Origin of the sequence: Corynebacterium sp. HMSC055G02, assembly GCF_001809065.1 — a bacterium.
GTDB lineage: Bacteria > Actinomycetota > Actinomycetes > Mycobacteriales > Mycobacteriaceae > Corynebacterium > Corynebacterium jeikeium_D.
In genome coordinates this window covers 249,106-275,906 of record NZ_KV795672.1, presented here as the reverse complement: position 1 = coordinate 275,906, position 26,801 = coordinate 249,106, and the positions used below count along the sequence as shown (strand labels likewise).

Below are 26,801 nucleotides of genomic sequence, written 5' to 3'. Positions count from 1 at the left end.
GGCATGCGGACACACTTTTCTTTACTTAACCCGCGTCGCCGGTGGGCACCTTTCGCCACTTACCCCAGTGCGAGTTACTGACTGCGTTTATGGCTGATGGCGTTGGGTGGATGCGAGTTACTGACTGCGTTTATGTCAAAAATGGCTCGAAAAATGGTCTGAAAGTGTCATAAACTCACACAGTTTCACATTTGCAGCCCATAATTTTTCGGGGTTGTCAGTTTCTCTCCTTACCCCACTTTATGCTCGGAGATCTTTGTTCTTGTGGGCGTGACTCGATTCTCCACTGAGGAGGGGAGATTCAGCATTTTTGGAGGTCATCTCACGTAACCTGGGACGCATGAGGCTCGACAATATAACCCGCCCCTTGCTGGCGTCCTTTTTCGCCGCGGTCGCGTGGAGCGTTTTAGGTGGGCTAATCTTGCCGGAGCCCAATCTCGCCTACGACGAAGGAATTGCGTCGTGGATTGTGTCCACGCTGGTCTCAGTAATGCTGGTCGGAGCAATAGCCGTTTTCGCCGGTGATGGCTCGTCGGCCCGGGGGATGACCAGCGCGCGGAGCATTGTCGCAGCAGCTACCGGCGCAGGAATTGCTGCGCTTAGCGATTTGGCATTCCTATTTCTCGCCACGTCGCCCGATGGCCAGGACGGCCTGGTCGTCGCCTATGTCGTGTTCTTCTACATCCCGCTACTATTTATCGGCGGATGGGCCGCCAGTGCCGCGATTAATCGGATGCGTAGGTGGTGCCGGAAGGTGAAGAAAGAAAGAGAGGCCTAGCTGGCGACCGTGAGCTAGGCCTCTAACTTTGGAGTCGCCAGTGCCTGATGCGTCAGGTTAAGGCCGACCATCGTAACCTGCCAGGCGCGGAGAGCGTTTTTGGGGCGGGGCGGAGGCAATTGTCGACACCTTCATCGGACGTGAATCGGAATCGACAAACCGCCTAGCCCCAAGTGGGCGGATTCTTAGAACAGGCCAGTCGGGTTCTCGTCGTAAGAGACGAGCATGCACTTGGTCTCCTGGTAGTGCTCGAGCATCATCAAGTGATTCTCGCGGCCGATACCGGACTGCTTGTAACCGCCGAAGGCTGCGTGAGCAGGGTAGCTGTGGTAGTTATTCACCCACACACGGCCAGCCTGGATGCCGCGGGCAGCGCGGTAGGCGTTATTCTGGTTGCGGCTCCACACGCCGGCGCCAAGACCGTAGATAGTGTCGTTGGCAATCTCGAGAGCCTCATCCAGAGTCTTGAAGGTTGTCACGGCCAGGACCGGGCCGAAAATCTCCTCGCGGAAGAAACGCATCGAGTTGTTGCCCCTAAAGATTGTCGGCTCGACGTAGTAGCCTCCCTCCAGCCCTTCGAGCTTGGCGACGTTGCCGCCGGTGAGAACCTCCGCGCCCTCCTTCGGCCCGGACTCCAAGTAGCCGGAGATTTTGTCCAGCTGCTCCTGGGAGGCCTGGGCGCCCATCTGTACCGACGTATCCAGCGGGTTGCCGGTCTTAATCTGCTTAACGCGCTCGACCGCGAGCTTCAGGAACTCATCAGCGATGTCTTCGTGGACCAGGGCTCGCGACGGGCAGGTGCAGACCTCGCCCTGGTTCAACGCGAACATGGCCAGGCCCTCAATGCACTTCTCGCGGAACGCATCGTCGGCGTCCATGACGTCGGGGAAGAAGATGGACGGGGACTTGCCGCCGAGCTCCAGCGTGATCGGAATAATCTTGTCGGACACTGCCTTGTTGATTAGCTGGCCCACGGCAGTCGATCCGGTGAACGCAATTTTGGAGATCCGGTCGCTTGCGGTCAGCGCAGCACCGGCCTCGGTGCCGAGGCCATTGACGATGTTGAGAACGCCGTCCGGAAGCAAATCGGCGATAATCTCGGTGAGCATGAGAATCGACGCGGGGGTCTGCTCTGCTGGCTTGAGCACGATGCAGTTGCCGGCGGCGAGGGCCGGGGCGATCTTCCATGCGGCCATCAGGAGGGGGAAGTTCCACGGGATAATCTGGCCGACGACGCCGAGTGGCTCGTGGAAGTGGTAGGCGACCGTGTTGTCGTCAATCTGTGAGATGCGCCCCTCCTGCGTGCGGGTGGCCCCGGCGAAGTAGCGGAAGTGGTCGATTGCGAGCGGGATGTCAGCGGCGAGGGTCTCGCGAATGGCCTTGCCGTTCTCCCAGGTCTCGGCGACGGCAATCTTCTCAAGGTTTTCCTCCAGACGGTCCGCGATGCGGTGGAGGATCAGCGCCCGCTCGGCCGCAGGAACCGAGGCCCAGGAGTCCTTCGCCTTGTGCGCGGCGTCGAGAGCGAGCTCAATGTCTTTCTCGTTAGACCGCGGAACCCGGCAGAAAACCTCGCCCGTAACCGGGGTGGAGTTGTCCATGTATTGCCCGTCTACTGGAGGTGTCCACTTACCATCGATGAAATTTTCGTACTGCTCCTTGTACGTGAAGATTGCATCGGGGGTGCCGGGGTTGGCGTAAACAGTCATGTAGACACGTCCTTTCTATAGGGAAACAACAAACGTATGAGCCAACTTTAAATTGTGACTCGTGTCATAATCAACACTTATTTTTTCATCGCTTTTGCGAGAGATGCGATTGCTGCCGACCCTAAATCTGCCCCGACGTCGCCGTGAGAAATTCCAAAATTGCCCGCACACGGCGGTTTTCCTCGCCGGGCTCCAGATGCAGCTTCATAAAGATGTTGGACACGTGTTTCGCCACCGCCGCCCCGGAAAGCACGAGGTCATCGGCAATCTGCTTATTGGACTTGCCGCGTGCCATCAGCTCGAGCACTTCGCGTTCGCGCGCCGTTAAACTGGCTAGCCCCGATTTGCCGGACTGCATCAATGCCGTCGCCACATCAGGGTCAATCACCACGCCACCACCTGCGACGACCTCGAGCGAACCCAAGAAGTCCAGCACCTGGCCAACGCGGTCTTTGAGCAGATACCCGGTCCCGCCACTCGAGCTGCTGCCACTTGAGCCGGCCCCAGTACCAACCCCAGCACCTCCCGGCGAGAACAACTCACGCGCATACGCCGGCGCCACATACTGCGACAGCACCATGACATTCAGCTGCGGATAACGCTCGCGCAGTTCCACTGCGGCCCGCAGGCCGTCGTCACTCATCTTCGGAGGCATGCGCACATCGGTAATCACCAGGTCTGGCAGCTCGCCCGAGTCGTCAAACCGGTCATCGATGTCCGCCACCAGACCGTGCGCAGTGTCGACCATCGCAATCACTTCATGTCCGCGCTTTTCGACGAGCCCCGCGACTCCTTCCCGCAGGAGTGCCGAGTCATCCGCAATGACAATTTTCATTATTTCGCCGCACCTTTCTTCTCCACGCTTTCCATATCCATGCCTTCTATTTCTCCAATGCCCGATTCCCAGCGATTTAGCATCAAAGGAATTCTGGCTATTACCTGCGTTGGCCCACCTTCGGGAGAGTGCATGGTCATCGCACCGTCGAAAGTGGCTAGACGCTCTTTCATACCCCGCAAACCGCGCCCCAATTTTGCGCCGCCAGGGCCTTGGTCCGTAATTGAAATATTCAGTGTTTGATCCGAGGTGAGCAGCACAGAAACAGGAGCGTTCGGTGCATATTTCGCCGCATTAGTCAGCACTTCTGCACAGAAAAAATACGCCGCGGCGAGCACACTTTCTTCCAATTCAGGCAGGGGATAGGGAGTGTGCACAACAACGTGAGGGCCGTATCCTTCAGCAATCTCTTCAACAGCCGCTTGCAGACCGCGATCGCGCAACACCTGCGGGTGAATTCCGTGGACTGTTCGCCGCAAAGCACGTAATCCATCATCCAAATGGCCGCGAGTTTCCGCGAGAAGCTGCATTAGTTCCTCATTGTCAGTATTGGATGCTTCCAATTCTGCAAGTCCCAATTTCATTGAAGCCGCAACAATGTATTGCTGAGCTCCGTCGTGGAGGTCATTTTCAATGCGGCGACGTTCAATCTCGAAGGCTTCGGCAATTGTTCGTCGTGAAGCGGTAAGTTCGGCGATGCGAGCGGCGGCGGATTCCTCGTAGCTGCGTTTATGCGCTTTTTCGCGGCGGTTCGCGCCGATATATTTGCGGAAATAATCCTTCAGCTCCATAGTTTCCTATGGTACGAAAGCTCTGTCTGCGGAGGAATTAATTTCCGGCATAGTAGACCTAGCACTACCGCAAAAGGAAAGTGGGCACGGTGTTGAAATCGCCTCCGTGCGAGTGAAATGAGTGCCATGACAGACAACAACAGCCCAAGAAACGCACGACTTTGTATTCGTGACATCACTAAGTCCTACAATTCCGCTCCCGTTCTCACCGGCATTTCGCTGACCATTGAGCCCGGCGAAACCGTTGCAGTCATGGGACCGTCAGGTTCTGGTAAGTCCACGCTGCTGCACTGCATGTCCGGCGTGTTGCTGCCGGACGACGGCGACGTCATCTTCGGTGACACAAAGATCAATTCGCTTTCTGACGCCGACCGCTCCGCCCTCCGCCTGCACGACTTCGGCTTCGTTTTCCAAGATGGCCAGCTCCTTCCCGAGCTGACTGCCAGGGAAAACGTTGCTCTGCCAATGATTCTGCAGGGCAAGAAGCGCTCGAAGTCACTCGCGCTTGCCGACGATGTCCTCAACCGCCTGGGGCTCAAGGACCTCACGCGCCGTCGCCCAGGACAGATGTCCGGCGGTCAAGCACAACGTGTGGCAATTGCCCGCGCGATGGCCGGCGAGCCAGGTGTCATCTTCGCCGATGAGCCGACTGGCGCGCTGGACCAGTCCACAGGCCATGAGGTCATGCAGCAGCTCACCGCGTTGGTGGAGCAGACTGGCACGACATTGGTGATGGTCACGCACGATGTGAAGGTGGCCGACTGGTGTCGTCGACGTGTGGAGATCCGCGATGGCCTGATTCACGACGACCGCATGCTGGCAGGAGCGGAGGTTACAAAGTGAGCACCGTAACTGAAGCAACAAAACCCCAGAGAATTCCTACCGGCGCACTAGCGGACTTGAGCACGCGGCTGCAGCGCGCCGGGCGTGAATCCCATTCGGGAAACGGCTGGCTGTCCGCATTGTCCGTGGTGGCCATGACCGTGAGTACCTGGTTGGCGTTGGTCGTCGTCGGTGGCACGGCGATGTTTTACCGCCGTTGGCAGGCTGAGCCAAAGCTGCCGCCGAACCCAACACCCGAGGATTACATGAATCAAGGTCAGGGCGAGATGTACCTGCAGCTGGCACTCGTGGCCTGTGTTTTTGTGATTCCGGCAATGGTTTCGCTCGTGGCACAGTCGGCGGTGCTTGGCGCTGCAGGACGTGAGCAGCGATTGGCAACTCTGCGCTTGATTGGTCTGTCTAACGGGGCAGTTACGCGCATGGTGATTATCGAAACCCTCGTATTGGCAGCTGTAGGGCTTGTCGTGGGCACGTTGTTGTCGGTGGCCACTGCGCCATTCTGGGCGATAATCAAGTTCGACAATGACTACCTGGATACCTGGGACATGTTGCTGCCCTGGTGGGGCTACCCGCTGGTCTGGGTTGCCGTGGTGCTCCTCGCACTCTTTGCCGCTGTGGTCGGTTTGCGAAGGGTGATGATTTCACCACTCGGCGTTAGCCGCAAGGAAGTGCCCAAGTCGATGAAGGCTTGGCGCATGATTGTGGCCGTTGTTATCGGTGCGATCGTCCTATACGTGATTGCCAACTCCAATATCGCGGGTGGAACCGTCACTGCCACGCTTGGTGTCGCAGCGATGATGTACCTGATGGTCTGGGCAATTGGCCTGGTGGCGCCTTTCTTTATCCAGCTTGTTGCCCGCATCTCCAGCTTCTTCGGTACTTCAAGTGATTTTGTGGCGACGCGACGAGTCGCGACTAACGCTAAGGAATCGTGGCGTCGAGTAAGTTCCATGGCCTTCCTGTCTCTGCTGCTTGGCTACACAATGATGGTGCCTGGCGAAGACAAGATTGAAGAGGTTGCAGATGTCACATTCGCGCACGATATTGCAACCGGTGTGACTATCACTTTCGTAATCGGTTTCATTCTGTTGCTGGTGTCAACGCTTTTGACTCAGGCCTCAGCCGTCTATGAAGAGGCATCGCTGACAAAGGCGCTGGACTTCATCGGGACGCCAATCAGCTTCCACCGCACGGTCACTTTCAAGCAGACATTCTTTCCCATGCTTGCGACCAGCATCTTCGGCTTTGTTATGGGTGCGCTGTTGGGAGCCACCATGTTCGGCCCGATTGCGAACGAAATCACGTTTGGTCAACGCTCACTTGTTGTTGCGCTGGCGTACCTCGTGGGAGTTGTATCAGTTGGCGCTGTGACCTTGGCGGTTGATCCGCTTCGCCACAAGTTGCTGGGTCGACAGATTCGCCATAACGACTAGTCGCCATTAAAAGGGCAGTGGAGTGGCCGGGCAGTGGTGCTCGGTGCTCGGCCAGTTCCTTAGGGTTCAACTTGAGGATTAGAGCCTGTAACCAACTGTGGTTCATCTGATAACCAAGCATTCATCTCACAACCACGTAATTTCTACCTCTGACTTTTAGCCTGAGGGCATGCGTACCTACGTGCTTGATACCTCGGTCCTGCTGTCCGATCCCCACGCCACCAAGAAGTTCGATGAGCACCAAGTTGTGCTTCCGCTGGTCGTGGTGAGTGAGTTGGAGGCCAAGCGCCACCACCCAGAGCTGGGGTGGTTCGCCCGAGAAGCGCTCCGTTTCCTCGAAGAGCTGCGTTACCGCTACGGCCACCTGGACCGGCCTGTGCCCGCCAATGATCTTGGCGGGTTTATGCATATTGAGCTCAACCACTCCGATCCCTCCATCCTTCCCGCAGGCTTCCGCACCGCCGAAAACGATCACCGCATTCTCGCTTGCGCCCTCAATCTTCAGCACGATGGCCATGATGTCGTGCTGGTCACCAAAGACATTCCGCTTCGCGTCAAGGCTGGTGCGGTCGGCTTGCCTGCCGACGATTACCGCGCCCAGGACGTCGTTCTGACTGGGTACTCGGGAATGGTGGAAGTGGACGTCGACCCGGAGGAAATTGATCGTCTCTTCGCCAATGGGTTCCTTGAGCTCGAGCAGATCCAGGATCAGCCGCTGCACTGCGGCGTGCAGCTCAGCGCTGGTAGCCAGTCTGCGCTGGCACGGGTGAGCGCCCCGGGCGTCGTCAAGCTTGTGCGGGGCGATACGGAGGCGTTTGGCCTGAAGGGGCGGTCGGCGGAGCAGCGTGTGGCGCTTGACCTGCTGTTGGATGACTCGGTAGGGATTGTGTCCCTCGGCGGCCGAGCCGGTACGGGTAAGTCGGCGCTTGCGCTGTGCGCGGGACTGGAGTCGGTGCTGGAGCGCGGACTGCATCGCCGGATTGTGGTGTTCCGTCCGCTCTACGCGGTAGGTGGTCAGAACCTTGGCTACCTGCCAGGTAGTGAGGACGAAAAGATGAACCCGTGGGCGCAGGCTGTTTACGACACCCTGGAGGGATTGGTTTCAGACAACGTGATGGATGAGATTGCCTCGCGCGACATGCTGGAGGTACTGCCACTGACACACATTCGCGGTCGTAGCCTGCATGACAGCTTCGTGATTGTCGATGAGGCACAGTCGCTGGAGCGCAACGTACTGCTGACGGTGCTGTCGCGTCTTGGTAGCAATTCCCGGGTCATCCTTACGCACGACGTGGCGCAGCGTGACAACCTGCGCGTCGGCCGCCATGACGGTGTGCAGGCGGTGATTGAAAAACTCAAGGGCAACGAGCTTTTTGCACACATCACGCTGAAGCGCTCGGAGCGCTCGAAGATTGCGGAGCTCGTGACGGGGCTGCTCGATTAAGAGTAAGCTTGTGAGGCAGCTACGTAGGAGCTGTTCCTGCGATTACTTTCACTCGGATCGTTCGGCACGTACCTGCCGATGAAAGGTTTGTATTCACATGGCTACTGTGACTTTTGCTGATGCCACTCGCATTTACCCTGGTGCGACGAAGCCTTCTGTGGACAAGTTCAACTTGGAAATTGCCGATGGCGAGTTCCTGGTTCTGGTGGGCCCCTCCGGTTGTGGTAAGTCCACAACACTGCGCATGCTTGCCGGTCTGGAAGAGGTCAATGAGGGCAAGATTTTCATTGGAGATCGTGATGTGACCAATGTCTCGCCCAAGGATCGCGATATTGCGATGGTCTTCCAGAACTACGCCCTGTACCCGCATATGACGGTGCGCGAGAACATGGGCTTCGCGCTCAAGATTGCTGGTGTGGACAAGGACGAGATTGACCGTCGTGTCGAAGAAGCTGCGAAGACCCTGGATCTAACTCAGTTCCTGGATCGTAAGCCTAAGGCTCTATCCGGTGGTCAGCGTCAGCGTGTGGCAATGGGGCGTGCGATTGTGCGCAAGCCGCAGGTGTTCCTGATGGACGAGCCGTTGTCGAACCTGGACGCGAAGCTGCGTGTTCAAACCCGTACTCAGATTGCGGCCATGCAGCGTCGGATGGGTGTGACCACCATGTATGTCACCCACGACCAGACTGAGGCGCTGACCATGGGCGACCGCATCGCGGTCATTAACTTCGGTGTTCTGCAGCAGGTCGGTACCCCGCGGGAACTCTACGAAACCCCGGCAAACGAATTCGTCGCGGGCTTCATTGGTTCGCCTGCGATGAACCTGGGCACGTTCAACGTCTCTAATGGTTACGCCACGTTGGGCGAGGCCAAGATTAAGCTGCCGGAAGCCACACTTGCTGCAATCACGCCGGAGGATCAGAACCAGATTATCGTGGGCTTCCGTCCGGAGGCATTCGACCTGGTCGAGGGTCCGGGCGATGACGTCATTCCGGTGCAGGTTAACTTGGTCGAGGAGTTGGGCTCCGATGCATTCATGTATGGAGACCTCGTCGGTGGCGGAGCACTGAGCTCCGGATCTTCCTCTAACCCGGACGAAGAGGAACACGGTCAGGTGGTTATTCGTACCGCCCCGCGCACCGCGCCGAAGTTGGGCTCGGTAGTTTACGGCAAGATTCGTCCGGGCATGCTGCACCTGTTCTCGAAGTCGACTGGTATGCGCCTTCCGGCCTAAAATCTTTCGTTTAGATGAAATGAGTAGCTGGTAGGGCAGTGGGACAGTAAGACAGTTTTAGGAGCCACCGTGTCGGAAACTATGAAAATAGCCGCGACAACGGTGGCTTCAAAGCTTTTGCGCCTTCCTTGGCATATACCTCTGGAACAGTGGCCAGATGATTTGTTAGCCGCCTTGCCTCAGGGAATTTCGCGACACATTGTTCGATTCGTCAACTTAGATGACCGCGTCATTGCAGTGAAAGAAATTGGTGAGTTCACTGCTCATCATGAGTATCGAATGCTGCGTGACCTGGTCAGGCTCGGTGCTCCATCGGTTCGCCCGCTCGCGGTAATCACCGGCCGGAAGGATCCAGATGGCGAACCGTTAACTGCCGCACTCGTCACAGAACATCTCGAGTATTCGCTGCCGTATCGTGCAGTTTTTTCTCAACAGGTCACCCGCGAAACTGTGGTCCGCCTGATTGACTCGCTGGTAGTCCTGCTAGTTCGGTTACATCTCCTTGGTTTTTACTGGGGCGACGTGTCACTGTCGAACACATTGTTTCGTCGTGACGCAGACGCTTTCTCCGCCTACCTTGTCGACGCGGAAACGGGAGATTTGCAAGGCACACTCTCAGATTCCCGCAGGCTTTACGACGTTGACGTTGCCCATACCAACATCATCGGAGAGCTCATGGATCTGCAGGCCGGCGGATTCCTCGATCCTGAGTTGGACGTAATTGCGGTGGGTAGGCGCATTATTGAGCGTTATGAGGACTTGTGGCAAGAGCTGACGGGGGAAGAATCTATTGGTGTTGAGGAGCCTTGGCTTGTCGATGAGCGGATTCGCAGGCTCAACGACCTCGGTTTCGATGTTGGCGAGCTGAAAGTCACCAGTGATGGTGGCCGTGTTGTGTTCCGACCACGAGTGGTTGACGCAGGGCATCACCATCGGCAGTTAATGCGACTGACGGGGTTGGATGTTCAAGAACGGCAAGCGAGGCGGATGCTCAATAGTATGCAGACCTTTCGGTTGGCGGAAGGTCTTGAAGGGGTTCCGCTAGAGCAGGTTGCGCACCGATGGCTGCGTGAAGTTTTCGAGGCCACAATTCTGGCTGTGCCCGAGGGGCTGCGTGGAAGGCTGCAGGATGCGCAGGTTTTCCACGAGGTCTTGGAGCATCGCTGGTACATGGCAGAAAAACGCCGTGCGGATGTGCCGCTTCAAGAAGCGGTGCAGAGCTACGTGGATCGAGTGTTGCCCGGGCATCGCGACGAGTCCGTATATCTTCCCGCGAGCGATGAGGTCGAGTAGCTCTCTAGAAGCAGACTGTCGAGCGTACGATTATTTCAAAAGTGACAAGTAAACGACCCGCCAGAATATTATAAAAATATACATTCAGGCCAAACAGGGGTGCTTTTGGTGGTCGGGTGGTTGTCGGGTCTGCGTGTGATTGTCGCGGCCAGGTGCTTACTTTGGTGCCGGTAGGCGGCTCTGTTCAGCGAAAACAGCTCGAAAACAGCTCAAATTCTAGGTGTGCTTTCGAGAGCTTTTGCTATTTTTCTCCTTTGCATTTGTTCACAGCTGGCTGAAGGCCAACCTAAATTGGTTTTGGTCAAGTAAGATTTTGGTGAGACCGAATACCCGCGTGGGTGGCGTCGAAGTTCGCATGAAAGGCTACTTCTAGCCGCAGGGCGGGATAATCCAATTAGGCCACGGCTGCTGGCAAATATTCGTCCGAATTGCTCGGAGGATGCCATTGAAGTGGCCTTTCTTCTCAAGGGAGAAAACATAGTGAAGAACTTCAAGCGCCTTTCAGCTCTGTGTGCAGCAGGCCTGATGGCAACCGCTGGTTTGGTTGCGTGCTCGAGTGATGATGCGGTTGCAGATGGTGGTGTCTACTTCCTTAACTTCAAGCCGGAGCAGGATGCCGCATATCAGAAGATTGCGAAGGCATACACTGACAAGACTGGTGTCCAGGTCAAGGTCGTTACTGCAGCTTCGAATTCCTATGAGCAAACTCTGAAGGCCGAGATTGGTAAAAAGGACGCGCCAACACTGTTCCAAGTCAATGGTCCGGCGGGCCTGCGTACTTGGCAGGAATACATGGCAGACATGTCTGACACTGAGATCGCACAAAACCTCAACGAGGGCATCGAGCCGCTGAAGGGCGAGGACGGCAAGGTATACGGCGTCCCGTTTGCAGTCGAGGGGTTTGGCCTGATCTATAACGAAGAGATCATGGACAAGTACTTCGCGCTGCCCGATGCCAAGGCCAAGAGCATCGACGAGATTAAGGCCTTCGGAAAGCTGAAGGAAGTTGCTGAGGACATGCAGGCCAAGAAGGACAAGCTGGGGATTTCCGGCACCTTCGCTTCCACCTCGCTCGCATCCGGTGAGGATTGGCGCTGGCAGACACACTTGGCCAACGGACCGGTTCATTATGAATTCGAGGACCTTGGCACCAAGGAAACCGCTGATGTGAAGTTCAAGTACAACAAGGAGTTCAAGAACCTCTTTGATCTGTACCTGAATAACTCCACTGTCGAAAAGACTCTGGCCCCGTCGAAGGCTGTGTCCGACTCGATGGCGGAATTCGCCCAGGGCAAGGCCGCTATGGTTCAGAATGGCAACTGGGCATGGTCCCAGATCAACGATGTCTCCGGCAACGTGGTCAAGCAGGACAAGATTAAGTTCATGCCTATGTACATGGGCCTGAAGGACGAGGATAAGACCGGCATCTCGGTTGGTACTGAGAACTACCTGACGGTCAACTCCAAGGCTTCGGAGGCTTCCCAAAAGGCAACGAAGGACTTCGTCAATTGGCTGTTCAACACCGATGAGGGCAAGAAGTACGTCGTCGAGGATCTCGGATTCATCGCTCCGTTCCAGAACTTCACTGAAGCCGACACTCCGAATGACCCGCTAGCCAAGGAAGTGGCCGCAGCAATTGAGAACGAGGACCTGACCACCATCCCGTGGGACTTCCAGTACTTCCCGTCGCAGCAGTTCAAGGATGATTTTGGCGCAGCGCTGGCGCAGTACGCTTCCGGAAAGATGCCGTGGGACAAGGTTGTCGAGACTTTCGCCGACAGCTGGAATGCGGAATCTCCGAACAATTAAATACCAGCAAATCAATGGTAATCCATTCCATCGGTGAGTGTGAAGCGAAAGCTTCTCGCGCATGAACAACCGACGGAATGAGTTCATCCAATGGCAAGGCGGAGCTCGGGGCTCGGTGACCTGTTAAACCGGTCTCGAGGCACCAGGCTCCGCCTTTAGCTTTAGGAGCGGTGTTGTAGATGCAAGCAACATTGAAAAAGTATTTCCCAATTTTCGTGCTACCCACGCTGATTGCCTTTGCAATCGCGTTCTTGGTGCCGTTCGTTATCGGTTTCTTCCTATCATTTACTGACTTCACAACCATCACTAATGCGCAGTGGGTTGGTATCGAGAACTACCAGAAGGCCTTTAGTGAGCGCGAGGGCTTCGTCGCTTCCTTCGGATTTACTCTCATGGTGGTTGTTGTTTCCATCATTACTGTGAACTTGTTCGCGTTCTGGATCGCATGGATTCTGACGCGCAAGCTGAAGGGCACGAACTTCTTCCGCACAGTCTTCTTCATGCCGAACCTCATCGGTGGCATCGTGCTCGGTTACACCTGGCAGTCGATGATTAACGCAGTGCTGGCATCGTACGGTACGACAATCGTGTCCGACTGGAAGTTCGGTTACGCCGGTCTGATCATCCTCATCAACTGGCAGCTGGTCGGTTACATGATGATTATCTATATTGCCGGTTTGCAGAATGTCCCGCCGGAGCTCATCGAAGCTGCGGAGATTGATGGCGCTGGACGCTGGGAGATCCTGCGGCACGTTACTATCCCGATGGTCATGCCATCGATTACCATTTGCCTCTTCTTGACCCTGTCGAACACTTTCAAACTCTTCGACCAAAACTTGGCCCTGACCAATGGTGCGCCGGGTTCAGAGACAGAAATGGTTGCTCTGAACATCGTCAACACCATGTTTAACCGAATTGGTGTGGAGGGCGTTGGTCAAGCCAAGGCAGTAATTTTCGTCGTCGTGGTCGTAGCGATCGCGATGCTGCAGCTGCGTGCTACTCGCAGCAAGGAAGTGGAGGCATAAATGTCTGTCGACGCTGCAATGACCACTGAAACGGCCACCAAGCTCCCCAAGGCCAAGCCCGCTAAGCAGGACGAGGCCAAGGTGGGAGGCGTATCTAAGGTCATCATCTACGCGATTCTGGTGTTTTTGACCGTCGTGTTCTTGGGGCCAATCGCGTTCATTATCTTCAACTCGTTCAAGTCCAAGTTCGCAATTTCAGATAACCCCTTCCAGCTGCCACTAGGTGACATGTGGGTCGGGTTCGAAAACTACGCCGTCGGCCTGATGAAGGAGGGCTTCGGCTGGGCGATCGTGTGGTCCTTTGTCATCACGATCCTCTCGGTTATTGCGATTGTGTTCTTCTCTGCGATGACGGCTTACTACATCACGCGAGTGAAGACGTGGTGGACCTCGCTGCTGTATTACCTGTTTGTGTTCTCGATGGTCATCCCGTTCCAGATGGTGATGTTCCCGACCGTCAAGATCGCCGACATGCTGCATTTGAACAACCCAATCGGCATTGTGGTTCTCTACTTGGGCTTTGGCTCTGGCCTGTCGGTCTTCATGTTTGCCGGCTTCATCAAGTCCATCCCGATTGACATCGAGGAAGCCGCGATGATTGATGGCGCATCTCCGATGCAGAACTACTTCCGCATCGTTTTGCCCATGCTCAAGCCGACTGCAGTGACAGTCGCCATTCTGAACGCAATGTGGGTATGGAACGACTACCTGCTGCCGTACCTGGTCATCGGCTTGTCCACTAAGTACAAGACCATCCCGGTCGTCGTGCAGAGCTTCGTTGGTTCCAACGGTAACCGTGACCTTGGCGCGATGATGGCAATGCTGGTGCTCGCAATCATTCCGATTGTGATCTTCTACGTCGCCACCCAGAAGCACATTATCGAGGGTGTTGCTGCGGGTGCCGTTAAGGGATAGCTGCCTAAGCGTTAGCGCATAGGACGCCAAGCACCGCGTTTTACGAAAGCGAAAGCCTCAACCGCGTAGGTTGAGGCTTTCGTCTGTTAATCAGCCTTTATTAGGATATGAACCCGTGGATAGATTTTTCAGCACCGATACAAAGTTCTACGCAGCCTGGTCGCTGTTAGCAGACCTTGTAATCATCAACCTGCTGATGATCGTCGCATCCATCCCGATAGTCACTGCAGGCGCCGCAACTCGCGCTGGGGTAGTGGTCGCTCGCGATATGGTCCGTGACGAAGGCTCAAGGCCCGTACAGCGCTTCTTGCGCGCACTGCTGGACAATTGGCGCACACCAACCGTGTGGTGGCTATTCACCGTGGTTCTCGCCGGAGCCATTGGCTATGAGTTTTACGTTATTTCCCGCGCGGATCTCGGCACTGTCGGCCTAATCTTCGCCGCAGGAGTTACCTCCGGGGCGCTAATACTGCTGGGAATTACCGCCTGGGTCTACTCGCTGTGCTCGCTTTCCGACGGTCAGTCGTCGCTACGCCGAACCCTGGCAACGGCCACCAGCATGACCGTCAAAAACCTGCCGCGGACTGCGCTCGCAGTTTTGGCGCTTCTCATCGTGCCCGCGGCCATATTCTTTTTCCCGGCGAAGATCTACGCGATTGCTACCTATGTCTTCCTCATCGGGTACGCGTTGAGTTGGTATTTGGTGATGCTGGCGCTTGAGCCCGTTCTGCCAGACAATGCTGGGTAGGTTTTCCCACTGGCCCCACTGGCTCCACTGGCCCGACTGGCACTGACTTAATCGGCGCCAGCTCGCGCACCAAGTCGTTGACGACCCTTAGCCCTCGTACTCTTTCACAGAGGGAAAATCCTCCGCCTCGACCATCTCCAGCAGTTTTTCGCGGCGCACAAAAGCGGAGCATGCGCCGACGGCCTGTACGGCTGCCGCACCTGCTGCGGTGGCCAGGGGGACGGCGTCGTAAAGCGAGGTGCCCTTAGCCAGTTCCGCGGTAAGCGTGCCGACGAACGCATCACCGGAGCCAGTGCCGTCGACAATCTTCTCCTCTGGCAGCTTAAGCGCGGGGTGCTCGTAGATTGTCGGCTCGTCGTCGAGACCGTCGGAGTGCTGTGCGAAGAGACAGCCGTGGTCGCCCCGGAGCATGACGACACTGGGGCAGTACTGCAGAAGTGCCTCGAGCTGTGCGCGGTAGTCGGTAGCGCGGATGCCCTCGGCGATGTCCAGGCGACGGATTGTTTCCCAGGCGCCCTTCATGTTGACGATCAGCGGATCTGCATGGTCAATCAGCGCAGGTGTAACGGTTACGACCGGATTGAGGTTCAGTACCAGACGCGCGCTGTACATGGATGCGACGGACGCGATGGCCTCAGTTGCTTCCGGAAGTAGCTCGCCTTGCGCGAGCACGACATCCGCTGATGCGAACTCGTCGACGAAATCGGTGGGGTCGGTTAGCGCATCGGCACCGCGCTGGACAAAAATCACCGGGCGACCCTTGCGGTTCGTTGCGACGAAAGCGCTGCCGGTCGGCAAATCCCAGGAAGTCTGAATGGAGTGGACATCTACGCCGTGTGCGTTGAGTTCCTCGACCACGAAATCCGCTGCGCGGTCCTCGCCAACAGTTCCGGCCATAATCGCACGGACACCGTCATAAGCGATAGCAACGGCCTGGTTGGCGCCCTTGCCGCCCAGCATATTCGTGCCGTCATCAACGATGAGCGTGCCACCTTCTGCGGGTACGCTATCGACCTGTACCAGGGTATCTAGGTGGATAGATCCACATACAACAACTGTTGGATTCTCATTCAGGTCAGGAATCGGCTGCATAAAAATATAGGATAGTCGGGAATTCAAATCCGTGTTGGCGGCCCGAGTTTACAGCCGTCAGAGCCTGCGAATCGATGCCCTACAATCGATGGCTATGGCAAAACTGTACTTCCGCTACGGAACCATGAACAGCGGAAAATCCATCGAGGTCCTCCGCGTCGCCCACAACTACCGCGAGCGCGACATGCGACCGTTGATCGCCAAGCCGGCCGTGGATACTTTGGCTGACGGTGATGTGCACTCCCGCATCGGAATCGCGGAACGCGCGCACCTCATCCACGATGGCGATGACCTTTCCTCGCTTGCCGACGGCTACGATTGTCTAATCATCGATGAGGCACAGTTTCTTACCCCTGACCAGGTCGATCAGTTGCTGGGAATTACCCTTCGCGGTACTCCGGTGCTCTGCTACGGTCTGCGTACCGACTTTCGCACGCATGCCTTCCCAGGCTCCCAGCGCTTGCTCGAAGTTGCCCACACCATTGAGGAAATCAAGACAATTTGCACCTGTGGGCAGAAGGCCATCTTTACTGCACGGTTGAATCCGGACGGCAGCATTATCCTCGACGGCGAAACCGTGGAAATTGAGGCACTCGAAGCGCCGAAGTACATCTCCCTATGCGCCAGCTGCTACAACCGGATGTCGGGTAAATGGGCGTGAGTAGAGCCCAGAGTTTTTAGTGCCCCCACCAGGGCTCGAACCTGGGACAAAAGGATTATGAGTCCTCTGCTCTAACCGACTGAGCTATAGGGGCAAGGATTGGGCATTGTGAAGTGACAATTAAGCACTATGAACCAGTGCCCAAAACCTCATAGCATCATAGCAATCTGCCACCGTGCGGTGATAAAAGCCCTATACCCAGCGGGTTCGGCTGCCATTGCGTGGGTTCAATGAAGCTAAGTGTTTCCGTGTCGACGAAGGTAATCCCCGTTCTCAACGAAGCTGATCTTTCCGCAAAGTTACGACTTTCGGTTGATGAATCAGCCCTAGGACACTTCTAGCATTAATCCTATGAGTACAAAACCTTCCTTGAGCAGCGCCGACGTCTCAGTCGACGCACAAACCGGTGCCACAGCGAAAGCGAAGGGCACCCCCGTCATGGCAATCGCCAACGAGGATCAGATTGCTGAGTTCGGGGCCTCGCCACAGCGGTGGTGGGGGTTGCTCGTGCTCGCGGTTGGCCTCGGCATGATTGTCCTGGACGGCACCATCGTTGGTGTTTCATTGCCGACCATCATTTCGGAGCTGGGCCTTGACATCGTGGGCGCGCAGTGGATTACCACGATCTACTCGGTCGTTTTCGCCGCACTACTCCTGACCTCTGGCCGCGCTGGCGACCGCTTCGGCCGTCGAACGCTTTTTCTCGTCGGTCTGGTCATCTTCACGGTCGGCTCCGTCGTGGCCGCACTTTCCACAGCCTTGGCGCCACTGGTCATTGCCCGCGTCATCCAAGGCATTGGTGGCGCGTGCATTCTGCCATCAACACTGTCCAGCGTGAACGCACTATTCCGTGATAAAGATCGTGCCACCGCATTCGGCATCTGGGGTGCGGTCATGTCTGGTGCTGCAGCAGTCGGCCCACTCCTGGGTGGCGTGCTTACGCAGTTTGCTGGTTGGGAAGCTATCTTCTGGGTCAACGTGCCCATCGCCGTCGTGCTTTTCGTCCTTGCGCTGCGCTGGGTGCCGAACACCGCAGGCGATACCAATGGCGCGGGTCGCTTCGATGTCCTTGGCCTGGTGTTGTCTGGAATTGGCTTTGGTGCCGTGGTCTTCGGCATCATTCAAGGCGCCAAGATAGGGTTTGCTTTTCCCTCCGCACCCGTCGTCACGCTCTTAGTTGGTGCGGTGGTGCTTGTCGCTTTCGTGCTGTGGGAAAACAGTCGTCGGAAGAACGCGGATCCTGCGCTGTTGGACGTGTCGATGTTCTCCTACGCCACGTTCAGCTGGGGGAATACCACGGCGATGCTTGTCGCGGTGGGTGAGTTCGCGCTGGTCTTCGTGCTGCCGCTCTACCTGGTGTCGGCGATTGGCTTATCGACGATCGCAACCGGCCTGGTCCTGGCAGCAATGGCTCTCGGTGCGTTCTTCGCAGGTGCCATGGCGCGTCATCTGGCAGCTCGGATTACCCCGGCCGGTGTGGTGATTGTGGGCCTTGGTCTCGAGGTCTTTGGTTCGCTGCAGTTGGCGGCCGAAGAGCGCGTTGACCTGCCGCTGTGGCTGGTTGTGTTTGCATTGATTGTCTACGGTCTGGGTCTTGGTCTGGCATCGGCGCAGCTGACCTCGTTGGTGCTTGGTGATATTCCGGTGCGGCTGTCGGGGCAGGCATCGGCAACGCAGTCGACGATTCGGCAGATTGGTTCGGCGCTCGGTGCTGCGCTCGGTGGTATGGCGCTGACGATTGGGCTGGATCGTGAGATCGCGAAGCTGTCGCCGGGCCTGGAGCAGATGGGGCAGGGGCTGAAGGATTCCGCCGGCTCGATGCTGATTGGTCTGCGTGCGCAGGGTGCTCCCGACGGTGTGTTGGTGTCGCTGACAAATGCGTTTGCACATGCCACGCAGTTTGCGCTGTATTCCGCTGTCGGCGCGTTGACTATTGGCTTCCTCTGCTCGCTGAAGGTACTGCAGTTGCGCAGGCAGGCTGAGAATGCGCAAGCAAGCTGAGAAATCGAATTAAAGATTCGGAATATTCGGTCGTGAGCTTGTGTTGGAAATTGGTGTCACAACATCAATCGTGGCAGTCTTATCGTTTGTCTCTTAACCGGACTTGCTAGATAGAAATGACCAACATGAAAATGCTCACAAAGCGGCGTTGGCTCGATTACGGCCGAATCTCCACTTCCTCCTGTCGCTAAACACTTCGGGGCTTCCGCCTCGCTGCGCCTGTCTCTTCGAGGCTGAGCTCAGCGGCCTCGGATCCCGTCGCGCGCATTTGTCAGACGGCATAAGGCGCGGCACAAGTGTTTTCAGAGAAATAAAACTCCAGGAGGAAAAGTGAATAAATTTAAATGGGCGACCGGCTTCGGTGCCCAAGTTGTCTATGGCCTGATTATTGGTCTCATTTTGGGCTTCATGGCCCGCAGTACTGGCGATGACTCCTCGCTGCGCACAGCGCTCGACGAGGTCGGCAGTACCTACGTCACGCTGTTGAAGCTGCTCATCCCGCCGCTGGTGGTCACCGCGGTCGTAGTGTCGATTGCCAACCTGCGTCAGGTCGCAGGTGCAGCCAAGCTGGCTGTTTCGACACTGATTTGGTTTGCCATTACGTCCTTTGTATCGGTGGTCATCGCCATCGTGCTGGGCTTGGTCATCAAGCCGGGCGTTAACTCTGGCGTGGATGCTTCGGCAGCGCAAGAGCCGAGTTCCGTGGGCTCCTGGTGGGGATTCCTGCAGAGCATCGTCCCGCAGAACTTCCTCGGCCTTGGCGTGAAGATCAGCGAATCTGACGGTGCTGTATCCGGCTCGCTGAACTTCAACGTCCTGCAGCTGCTGGTGATCGCGATTGTCTTCGGCGTCGCCGCGGTGAAGGTTGGCCCGAAGGCTGAGCCATTCATCGAGTTTTCCGGCTCTCTTTTGACCATCGTGCAGAAGGTCCTGTGGTGGGTCATACGTCTGGCACCGATTGGTACCGCAGCCCTCATCGGCCACGCCGTCGCTGAGTATGGCTGGGAAGCGCTCGGCAGCCTGGGCAAGTTCGCCATTGCCATCTACATTGGCCTGTTCCTGGTCATCGCAGTTGTCTACCCAGTTGTGCTGAAGATTCATGGCATTAGCCCAATCGACTTCTTCCGTCGCGTCTGGCCAGTGACCTCGCTCGGCTTCTTCACCCGTTCGTCTATGGGCGTCATGCCGGTCACTGAGCGCGTTGTCTCCCGTCGTCTGGCAGTACCGGATGAGTACGCCTCCTTCGCAGTACCGCTGGGCGCCACCACGAAGATGGATGGTTGCGCCGCCATTTACCCGGCTATCGCGGCTATCTTCGTCTCGCAGTTCTACGGTGTGCCGTTGGACTTCACGGACTACTTGCTCATCATCTTCGTCTCCGTCATCGGTTCGGCTGCAACTGCTGGCACCACCGGCGCTACTGTCATGCTGACCCTGACTCTGTCGACCCTTGGCCTGCCACTCGCCGGTGTCGGCCTCCTGCTGGCTGTCGAGCCGATCGTGGATATGGGCCGCACTGCGGTGAACGTTACCGGTCAGGCCGTGGTCCCGTTGGTCGTCGCAAAGCGTGCGGGAATCTGGGATAAGGACGAGTGGGACGCCAGCGCCAACGCCGACCTGTCGCCAGCCGACGAGTCGGACGACGAGTCTGCAGACGCGCCTGCTGAGAAGTCCGATTCCGCCGAAAAGTCCGAGTCCGCCACGCTTGCGTAGTCTTGAGGACATGACTTCTTGGAAGCCCTCTGTTCTTGCGCAAGTTGATCAGTGGCCAGTTGACACGGTCGCGGCTGCCGTGCGTGCCGACGATGGCAGTTGGCACACCCACGGAGATAGCGGTCGCGATTTTGAGCTCGCCAGTGTGACCAAGTTGCTAGCCGCCATGGGAATGCTTGTAGCCGTCGAAGAGGGCGCGGTGGAGCTCGACCAAGAGCTCACGCCACCCGGTCACGGCGCGACTGTGCGTCACCTTCTGGCGCACGCCGGCGGAGTGGGGTTTGCCAGCCGTGAGCTGGAAAAAGAACCAGGGGAGCGGCGCATTTACTCCTCCGCGGGCTTTGACATCATCGCCGATGCCATCGCTGCGGAGGCAGAGATGCCGTTTAGTGAATACCTGCGCCAGGCCGTGTTTGAGCCGCTGGGGATGTCAGATTCCGTGCTGGATGGCTCGGCAGGGCATGGCGCACGCAGCAGTGTCGCTAATCTCATGGCCTTCGTCGATGAGGTTCTCGCCCCGACTCTGCTGCATCCCGATACCGTGACCGAAGCGTTGACGGTGCAGTTCCCGGGCCTGAATGGTGTGGTGCCGGGCTATGGTATGCAACGTCCGGCCGATTGGGGCCTGGGCTTTGAGATCTTCGGGCACCCCGATTCCAAGCAGGGGCTGTGGTTTGGTGTTTCGATGCCCAAGGACGTCGCTGGCCACTTCGGGCAGGCGGGTACGTTCCTGTGGCTGCATCGTCCAACCGGGCGGGCGGCGATCGCCTTGACCGACCGAGCTTTCGGGGAGTGGGCAAAGCCGCTGTGGACTGATTTCAACGATGAACTATGGCGTGAACTGGAAGAACACGCTAAAGATTAAGGGGATATGAGCTAAGTCGGCGTCGCTTGCGGCGCCGATTTTTCGTCTCAGCGATAAATCACATCTGGGGGATTAAGGACAACTTGAGGGTTGCCAGCAGCCGTCTCGGAAATAACAATCATAAACACGTGCAACGCAAACCTCAGAAGTGTTGTTTTACCGCAGTGCTTTTTCTGCAGTGTGGCAAGTGTCGTTGGATGAGTTCGTAGGGGAAGACGAATCTCGTCTTACACCAATTGACCGCAACTTTTCCGAGGACCTTCGTCTATGCGCACCCAACTTTCAGGCGTTCTGTGGATTCACAGCATGCCAGGGCCGCTGCAACCACACATCACGTGGGCGCTGGCCCGGCTCAGCATGCCCGATGGCACTAAGCCAGGCCGGGATATTTGGCGTGCGACCGACCAGGATGCCACTTTGTGCGCCGAGGTGCCTTTCACTGCAAGTGCTGACACCATCGCCACACTGGTGGACAACCTGGCTAGGTGGCCGCGCCTCTATTTCGAGCTGGCGCAAGACCCAGCCGTGGATGATGACGGCTACGCCATCGATGGCATGCGCTACTGTCATACCCCGCAGCTGGGGACTTTTGCCGGACAGACTGATGCCGCCGGAAACATCGTGGTCAACGAGGATGCGCTGCGTTCCATCATGGCGCGCGGCGGCGACATCGAAGGGGCCCTAGACGCGGCCATCGGCGGGCCGTGGGACCGCGTGCTAGAGCCGATGCGCATGATGACGGCAGGCTACGCCCCCGAAGAGTGCTTTACGACGTCCGCCCCTGCCGGACCCGACAGTGCCAGCGGCAACTCGACCGCCGGCAATGCAGACCTCGGTTGGGTAGAGGCAGCTAACGTGCTGCAGCTCTACCCGCGCCGGGCGGCGATGTAGTCAACTACATCGCCAAGGGTCTTAAACGAGGAAATGTCCTCGTCCTCAATGCGGACTCCCAGCTCTTCCTCACAGCGGACGGCCAACTCTACGACGCTCAAGCGGTCAAAGCCGTAGTCGGTCAGCGAAGTGGAGAGCTCCAGGGACTCCACCTCGTCGTTAGCCATCTTTTTGACGATTGCCGCGACCTCGCCGTGAAGACCTGCGGGCAGGTCAGCGTCGGCGGAACCCTTCTTCGAGCCCGCGTTCGCTGCATTGGGCGAGGCATCGTCAGCGTCACCGGCGCCGGTGACCTGTGTGCCCAGTAGGGCGCTAAGCTGATCTCCAAGGCTAGAGGTCATTATTCAGCGTCCTGAGTGGTTGCGGTTGGGTCGGTAATCTGCAGCTCTTCGGCTGCTTCCTGGGCGACACTCTTGTCGAGCTTGCCAGCGCGTGCCAGTGCGGCCAGGGCCGCAACAGCGACTGACTCGCCGTCGGAGTTGAAGTAGCGGCGAGCGGCCGGACGGGTATCCGAGAAGCCGTAGCCGTCGGTGCCGAGGACGGTGTAGTCCCCCGGAACCCACTTGCGAATCTGCTCCGGGACCGCACGCTGGAAGTCAGTCACTGCGATGAATGGCCCATCGGTGTCGGACAGCTGGCGGGTTACGAAGGCGTCTTCGACCTCTTCAGCCGGGTTGTGCAGACGCTCAGTGTCACGCTCGTGTCCATCGCGAGCCAGCTCATTCCACGACGTCACCGAGTAAATCGAGGAAGCCACGCCGTAGTCTTCCAGGATGTCTGCGGCACGCAGCGCCTCCTGCATGCCAATGCCGGAAGCCAGCAGGTTGACATGCTTGTCGCCCTCGGCCTTGCGGAAGCGGTAGATACCGCCAAGCAGCCCCTCGACATCGAGATCTTCTGGGACAGCCGACTGCGAAGTCGGCTCATTGTAGATAGTCAGGTAGTAAATGACATCTTCGCCGCGCTCCGGGCCGTACATGCGGTCGATGCCATCGCAGACGATGTAGGCAATCTCGTAGGCGAATGCCGGGTCGAAGGAGACCACCGACGGGTTCGTAGCCGCCAGCAACTGGGAGTGACCGTCCATGTGCTGCAGGCCTTCACCTGTCAGCGTCGTGCGGCCAGCTGTCGCCCCGAGCAGGAAGCCGCGGGACATTTGGTCACCAGCGGCCCAAATGGAGTCAGCCGTGCGCTGGAAACCGAACATCGAGTAGAAGATGTAGAGCGGAATCATGGCCACGCCATGGGTGGCGTACGCCGAGCCGACAGCGGTAAACGACCCCACAGAGCCCGCCTCGGAAATGCCCTCGTGCAGAATCTGACCGTCCTTCGCTTCCTTGTAGGACAGCATCAGTTCATGGTCGACCGGAGTGTAGTTCTGGCCGTGCGGGTTGTAGATCTTCAGCGTCGGGAACCAGGAGTCCATGCCGAAGGTGCGGGCCTCATCAGGGATGATAGGCACGAAGCGGTCCTTGAGATCCTTATCGCGCATCAGGTCCCTGAAAACACGCACCGTCGCCATAGTGGTGGCAACCTTTTGCTTACCTGATCCCTTGAGGAGGTTTTTCAGGGTTTCCGGCTTTGGCGTTGTCAGTGGTTCGTAGCTAGTGCGACGCTCCGGCACGAAACCGCCGAGTTCCTTGCGGCGCTCCAGCATGTACTGCACTTCCTCGGACTCTGGGCCCGGGTTGTAGTACGGCGGCAGGTAGGGATCCTTCTCCAGCTCCTCGTCGGAGATCGGAATGCGCTGGTTATCGCGGAAAAGCTTCAGATCATCGAGCGTCAGCTTCTTCATCTGGTGGGTCGCGTTGCGGCCCTCGAAGTTATGGCCGAGGCCATAGCCCTTAACCGTGTGCGCCAGAATGACGGTCGGCTGATCCTTGGTCTCCAAGGCCTTCTTGTAGGCAGCGTAAATCTTGCGGTAGTCGTGGCCACCGCGACGGAGGTTCCAAATCTCCTCGTCGGTCATGTCCTCGACCAGCTTGGCAGTGCGCGGGTCACGGCCGAAGAAGTGCTCGCGCACCCAAGCGCCGTTGTTAGCCTTCAGCGTCTGGTAGTCGCCATCGCAGAACTTATTCATCAGGTCGACTAGTGCGCCGTCCTTGTCCTTAGCGAAGAGCTCGTCCCACTCGCGGCCCCAAACGACCTTGATGACATTCCAACCAGCGCCGCGGAAGAACGACTCCAGCTCCTGGATGATGCTGGTGTTGCCGCGCACCGGACCGTCGAGGCGTTGCAGGTTACAGTTAATGACGAATGTCAGGTTATCCAGGTTGTTCAGCGCCGCATGCTGAATGGCGCCACGAGATTCCGGCTCATCCATTTCGCCGTCACCGAGGAAGGCCCAAACGTGCTGCTGGGAGGTGTCCTTGATGCCGCGGTCATGCAGGTAGCGGTTGAAGCGTGCCTGGTAGATGGCGTTGAGCGGACCAAGGCCCATGGACACCGTCGGGAACTCCCAGAATTCTGGCATGCCATGCGGGTGCGGGTAGGAGGGAAGGCCATTGCCCTCGCCGAGGGAGACTTCCTGACGGAAACCGTCGAGGTCCTCTTCGGTCAGACGCCCCTCTAGGAATGCGCGGGCGTACATACCCGGCGAAGCGTGGCCCTGGAAGAAGACGTGGTCACCGCCGCCTGGGTGGTCTTTGCCGCGGAAGAAGTGGTTAAAGCCGACCTCGTAAAGCGGTGCGGCGCCCGCATAGGTGGAGATATGTCCGCCCACGCCGATACCCGGACGCTGTGCGCGATGGACCATAATTGCCGCATTCCAACGGATCCACTTGCGGTAGCGGCGCTCAATGTCCTCATCGCCAGGGAATTCCGGCTCCATCTCAGTCGGGATGGTGTTGACGAGGTCTGTCGAAGTCAGTGGCGGTAGAGCTACGCGCTTTGCCGTGGCACGTTCCAGCAGCCGCAGCATGAGGAAGCGTGCGCGCTCCGGACCTGCCTCTTCTAACAGGCCGTCGAGAGACTCAAGCCACTCCTTGGTCTCTTCAGGATCTGCATCCGTGAGATAGGAGGCGACCCCATCACGGATAAGGGCAAAGTTTGACTCATCAGAGTGGGCTTGTGGCGTGCCTGACGATGTATCGGACATTGTGAGCTCCTTTCAGTCCCTGAAGGAAAGGCAAAGGTTATTTTTCTCCACTCTACGTCTGAATCGTTTGTTGTGCCCCTAGCCGTTTCTTGCACACGCTTTCACCGAACAATCCGGTCGGCTTTACGACGAGCATTGCGAAGAACACTGCGAAAACTGCACCTTTTTGGGGAAATTCTTATTTTGCAGCTGTGAAAAATGTATTTGAGCGGTAAAATTTCCCCACATAGCTCGAAAAATCGAGCTGAATATTTTTTCTAGAGGAGGAAAAGGGAAGTGGTCAACGCCACAGGCGCTGCTCATGAATATGCGAGCAGGCTCGGCATCAAGGAAGGTCAGCTAGTCCAGGAGGTTGGCTGGGATACAGACTGTGACTCAGCAATCAGTGAGTCGGTCGAGAATTTCCTGGATGCAGACCTGCTCGACGAAGACACGGATGAGGTTGTCGACGTCGTATTGCTGTGGTGGCGTGAAGAAGACGGCGACTTGGTCGATGGTCTTGTGGATGCTTCCCGCCCTTTGGAGGATGAAGGCCGCGTTTGGTTGCTCACGCCAGGCGCTGGTCAGCCGGGTGCCATTGATCCTGGTGTGATTGATGAGTCCGCACAGCTGGCAGGTTTCTCCAACACCTCGGCGCTTCGTCTGGGGGATTGGCAGGGCAATTGCCTGGTGCAGCGCTCTAGCTAGCCGGTTCTAGCTGATTGGCTTTAGCTAATCAGCTAAATTTGGCCACTAGCTGAGCTGTTGCTGGGTAGGGCTGCCGTGAGGCGGGCTGTCGTCGTTGAGAAAGTCTGCTTAAATAATCTGCATAAACGCTGTGTGTAGTGCGCAATTGGCAATCTATGTTTGCCGTGTGTTAAAGTTTCGCAGCAGCGCGGCGATAGCTCAGCGGTAGAGCTCTGGTTTTACACACCAGCGGTCGGGGGTTCGAAACCCTCTCGCCGCACAGACATAATCCGCCCGGATTCTTGTAATGGAGAAACCGGGCGGATTTTTGTTTGTGCTAAACTCCCGGTCTGTGCGTTTTACCAAATCGCTAGTAACCATCATTGTTGCCGGATCTCTACTTGCGGGCCCACAGGCCTACGCAATTGGAGGAGACGGTAAACCAGTAATCGACGCTGCCACCTGTAAGGCAATGGTCAAAGCCGCAAATGCAGGCGAGCCGGTGGAGGATCCATCGATTCTCCATCTCTCCGACAAGATGCCTTCCTACCTTGCCGACGGCACCCTGGACTACGTTGTTGCTCCAGACTTTCCGTACCGCGCGCAGCTGGACGCTGCTGCCCAAGAGTGGAATGAAAAGCTCGGTGGCAAGGTCGTGCTCCGGGAAGTGACCAAAGACAAAGCTGATTCGGATACCGTGAGCGTTCGCTACGTGCCTAAGCCGAACTCGCACGTTTTGGCTTCTGCATCGGAAATTAGTAAAGAAATGACGGTTTTCGTTACTTCCACACTCTATCCTGATGCAATTCGCAGCACGCTTGCACACGAGTTTGGGCACCTACTCGGTATCCGGCACACCTGTGATTACACCTTGATGGCTGCATCTTCGCACCGTCATCCGGCAGCACATGTCACTCCGCTCGATGTCGTAGCCGTTCTGCAGGGACAGTTCGATTAAATT

Annotated in this window: 23 protein-coding genes and 2 tRNA genes; 18 read left to right on the top strand and 7 right to left on the bottom strand. The window is 57.3% G+C overall.

What is annotated here, in order from left to right; all coding sequences use genetic code 11:
- Window positions 1-340 precede the first annotated feature (340 nt).
- A complete protein-coding gene (locus HMPREF2547_RS09785; protein WP_070605681.1) occupies window positions 341-778 on the top strand; it encodes a hypothetical protein in 438 nt (145 codons plus the stop codon).
- Between the two features lie 185 nt (window positions 779-963).
- Here the strand turns inward: HMPREF2547_RS09785 and HMPREF2547_RS09780 are convergent, their stop codons facing one another.
- From HMPREF2547_RS09780 to HMPREF2547_RS09770, 3 genes are all read right to left on the bottom strand, one after another.
- On the bottom strand, window positions 964-2,484 hold the full coding sequence (locus HMPREF2547_RS09780) for an acetaldehyde dehydrogenase ExaC (RefSeq protein WP_049170136.1): 1,521 nt from the start codon (window positions 2,482-2,484) through the stop codon (window positions 964-966).
- 121 nt (window positions 2,485-2,605) lie between these two features.
- Window positions 2,606-3,319, bottom strand: a complete 714-nt coding sequence (locus HMPREF2547_RS09775; RefSeq protein ID WP_049170138.1) for a LuxR C-terminal-related transcriptional regulator — start codon at window positions 3,317-3,319, stop codon at window positions 2,606-2,608.
- Complete coding sequence (locus HMPREF2547_RS09770; RefSeq protein WP_083296890.1) at window positions 3,319-4,110, bottom strand: sensor histidine kinase; 792 nt, start codon at window positions 4,108-4,110, stop codon at window positions 3,319-3,321. Before HMPREF2547_RS09770 ends, HMPREF2547_RS09775 begins: the two co-directional genes overlap by 1 nt.
- Before the next feature lie 126 nt (window positions 4,111-4,236).
- Here HMPREF2547_RS09770 and HMPREF2547_RS09765 point away from each other — a divergent pair, with 126 nt between their 5' ends.
- The 9 genes from HMPREF2547_RS09765 (at window position 4,237) to HMPREF2547_RS09725 (ending at window position 14,854) form a co-directional block, all read left to right on the top strand.
- Window positions 4,237-4,953, top strand: coding sequence for an ABC transporter ATP-binding protein (locus HMPREF2547_RS09765; protein ID WP_049192880.1), 717 nt, complete (start codon window positions 4,237-4,239; stop codon window positions 4,951-4,953).
- Complete coding sequence (locus HMPREF2547_RS09760) at window positions 4,950-6,386, top strand: FtsX-like permease family protein (protein ID WP_070566909.1); 1,437 nt, start codon at window positions 4,950-4,952, stop codon at window positions 6,384-6,386. The genes HMPREF2547_RS09765 and HMPREF2547_RS09760 overlap by 4 nt, the downstream gene beginning before the upstream one ends.
- Window positions 6,387-6,555: 169 nt before the next feature.
- Window positions 6,556-7,830, top strand: a complete 1,275-nt coding sequence (locus tag HMPREF2547_RS09755; RefSeq protein WP_042388806.1) for a PhoH family protein — start codon at window positions 6,556-6,558, stop codon at window positions 7,828-7,830.
- A 97-nt stretch (window positions 7,831-7,927) separates the two neighbouring features.
- Complete coding sequence (locus tag HMPREF2547_RS09750) at window positions 7,928-9,064, top strand: ABC transporter ATP-binding protein (RefSeq protein WP_016423093.1); 1,137 nt, start codon at window positions 7,928-7,930, stop codon at window positions 9,062-9,064.
- 81 nt (window positions 9,065-9,145) lie between these two features.
- Complete coding sequence (locus HMPREF2547_RS09745; protein WP_172620277.1) at window positions 9,146-10,357, top strand: DUF4032 domain-containing protein; 1,212 nt, start codon at window positions 9,146-9,148, stop codon at window positions 10,355-10,357.
- A 525-nt stretch (window positions 10,358-10,882) separates the two neighbouring features.
- Complete coding sequence (locus HMPREF2547_RS09740; RefSeq protein WP_088611979.1) at window positions 10,883-12,166, top strand: ABC transporter substrate-binding protein; 1,284 nt, start codon at window positions 10,883-10,885, stop codon at window positions 12,164-12,166.
- Window positions 12,167-12,345: 179 nt separating this feature from the next.
- On the top strand, window positions 12,346-13,191 hold the full coding sequence (locus HMPREF2547_RS09735; protein ID WP_016423090.1) for a carbohydrate ABC transporter permease: 846 nt from the start codon (window positions 12,346-12,348) through the stop codon (window positions 13,189-13,191).
- An 18-nt stretch (window positions 13,192-13,209) separates the two neighbouring features.
- Window positions 13,210-14,106: a carbohydrate ABC transporter permease gene (locus HMPREF2547_RS09730; RefSeq protein WP_042389412.1), complete on the top strand. Its 897-nt coding sequence runs from the start codon at window positions 13,210-13,212 to the stop codon at window positions 14,104-14,106.
- 115 nt (window positions 14,107-14,221) lie between these two features.
- Complete coding sequence (locus HMPREF2547_RS09725) at window positions 14,222-14,854, top strand: MusI family membrane protein (protein ID WP_016423088.1); 633 nt, start codon at window positions 14,222-14,224, stop codon at window positions 14,852-14,854.
- Window positions 14,855-14,941: 87 nt separating this feature from the next.
- On the opposite strand, the gene HMPREF2547_RS09720 is transcribed toward HMPREF2547_RS09725, so the two are convergent.
- Window positions 14,942-15,946, bottom strand: coding sequence for a PfkB family carbohydrate kinase (locus tag HMPREF2547_RS09720; RefSeq protein ID WP_049189606.1), 1,005 nt, complete (start codon window positions 15,944-15,946; stop codon window positions 14,942-14,944).
- Between the two features lie 94 nt (window positions 15,947-16,040).
- Between HMPREF2547_RS09720 and HMPREF2547_RS09715 the strand changes: the two genes are divergently transcribed.
- On the top strand, window positions 16,041-16,607 hold the full coding sequence (locus HMPREF2547_RS09715; RefSeq protein WP_048732776.1) for a thymidine kinase: 567 nt from the start codon (window positions 16,041-16,043) through the stop codon (window positions 16,605-16,607).
- Window positions 16,608-16,627: 20 nt separating this feature from the next.
- Here HMPREF2547_RS09715 and HMPREF2547_RS09710 read toward each other — a convergent pair.
- Window positions 16,628-16,701, bottom strand: a tRNA-Ile gene (locus HMPREF2547_RS09710).
- 257 nt (window positions 16,702-16,958) lie between these two features.
- On the opposite strand from HMPREF2547_RS09710, the gene HMPREF2547_RS09705 reads away from it, so the two are divergent.
- From HMPREF2547_RS09705 to HMPREF2547_RS09690, 4 genes are all read left to right on the top strand, one after another.
- Complete coding sequence (locus tag HMPREF2547_RS09705) at window positions 16,959-18,608, top strand: DHA2 family efflux MFS transporter permease subunit (protein ID WP_083296889.1); 1,650 nt, start codon at window positions 16,959-16,961, stop codon at window positions 18,606-18,608.
- 330 nt (window positions 18,609-18,938) lie between these two features.
- Entirely contained in the window at window positions 18,939-20,321 is a 1,383-nt protein-coding gene (locus tag HMPREF2547_RS09700; RefSeq protein WP_048732641.1) for a dicarboxylate/amino acid:cation symporter, read from the top strand.
- A gap of 10 nt (window positions 20,322-20,331) precedes the next feature.
- Window positions 20,332-21,186, top strand: coding sequence for a serine hydrolase domain-containing protein (locus HMPREF2547_RS09695; RefSeq protein ID WP_070605678.1), 855 nt, complete (start codon window positions 20,332-20,334; stop codon window positions 21,184-21,186).
- A gap of 267 nt (window positions 21,187-21,453) precedes the next feature.
- Window positions 21,454-22,077 (top strand): DUF3145 family protein, encoded by a 624-nt coding sequence (locus HMPREF2547_RS09690; RefSeq protein ID WP_070429151.1) that lies wholly within the window; start codon window positions 21,454-21,456, stop codon window positions 22,075-22,077.
- On the opposite strand, the gene HMPREF2547_RS10660 is transcribed toward HMPREF2547_RS09690, so the two are convergent.
- Window positions 22,053-22,418: an acyl carrier protein gene (locus tag HMPREF2547_RS10660; protein WP_083276308.1), complete on the bottom strand. Its 366-nt coding sequence runs from the start codon at window positions 22,416-22,418 to the stop codon at window positions 22,053-22,055. The two genes, HMPREF2547_RS09690 and HMPREF2547_RS10660, sit on opposite strands and share 25 nt — an antisense overlap.
- Entirely contained in the window at window positions 22,418-25,174 is a 2,757-nt protein-coding gene (aceE, locus tag HMPREF2547_RS09680; protein WP_070605676.1) for a pyruvate dehydrogenase (acetyl-transferring), homodimeric type, read from the bottom strand. Before aceE ends, HMPREF2547_RS10660 begins: the two co-directional genes overlap by 1 nt.
- A 276-nt stretch (window positions 25,175-25,450) precedes the next feature.
- On the opposite strand from aceE, the gene HMPREF2547_RS09675 reads away from it, so the two are divergent.
- The 3 genes from HMPREF2547_RS09675 to HMPREF2547_RS09665 all read left to right on the top strand — a co-directional run bounded on the left by HMPREF2547_RS09675 (window position 25,451) and on the right by HMPREF2547_RS09665 (window position 26,798).
- Complete coding sequence (locus HMPREF2547_RS09675) at window positions 25,451-25,861, top strand: DUF3052 domain-containing protein (RefSeq protein ID WP_005511050.1); 411 nt, start codon at window positions 25,451-25,453, stop codon at window positions 25,859-25,861.
- Between the two features lie 187 nt (window positions 25,862-26,048).
- Window positions 26,049-26,120: transfer RNA gene (locus HMPREF2547_RS09670), tRNA-Val, on the top strand.
- A gap of 72 nt (window positions 26,121-26,192) precedes the next feature.
- Window positions 26,193-26,798, top strand: coding sequence for a zinc metalloprotease (locus HMPREF2547_RS09665; RefSeq protein WP_141698021.1), 606 nt, complete (start codon window positions 26,193-26,195; stop codon window positions 26,796-26,798).
- Window positions 26,799-26,801 lie beyond the last annotated feature (3 nt).